This window comes from Pantoea sp. B9002, from assembly GCF_013385945.1.
In the GTDB taxonomy this organism is placed as follows: Bacteria; Pseudomonadota; Gammaproteobacteria; order Enterobacterales; family Enterobacteriaceae; genus Pantoea.
In genome coordinates this window covers 1-500 of record NZ_JACAPA010000118.1, presented here as the reverse complement: position 1 = coordinate 500, position 500 = coordinate 1, and the positions used below count along the sequence as shown (strand labels likewise).

General features: G+C 63.0%; 1 pseudogene. It reads left to right on the top strand.

Annotated features, from left to right (window positions below):
* Nucleotides 1-500: pseudogene (locus HX773_RS25455) on the top strand (hypothetical protein); the annotation flags it as partial.

Sequence of the window (500 nt, the reverse complement as noted above, 5' to 3'; positions counted from 1 at the left end):
ACTACTTCGAGCAGGTGCAATACCGGGTGGTGCACAAGGGCCAGGACCACACACTGGTGATCAGCGCACGAGGCAAACGCAGCGGCACCGACTACCTGCGCCTGGGGCTCAACCTCTCCGACGACCTGCGCGGCGACAGCGCCTTCAATATCGGCGCCAGTTATCGGGTCAACGGCATCAACCGCCTCGGCGGCGAATGGCTGACACGCTTCCAGATCGGCGACACACAGGATCTCTACAGCGAGTTCTACCAGCCGCTGGACGAGGGCTCGCGCTACTTTGTCGCGCCTTACATCAATGCCCAGTCACAGAACGTCGAGGCCACCCTCGACAGCGACCCGATCGCCGAGTACCGGCTGGAACGTTATGGTTTCGGCCTCAACCTGGGACGGCAGATCGCCAATAACGGGGAGATCCGTTTCGGCATCGGCGAAGCCTGGGGCAAGGCCGACGTCAAGATCGGCGATCGCGACCTGCCGCGGGTGAGCTTCAGCGAAGGC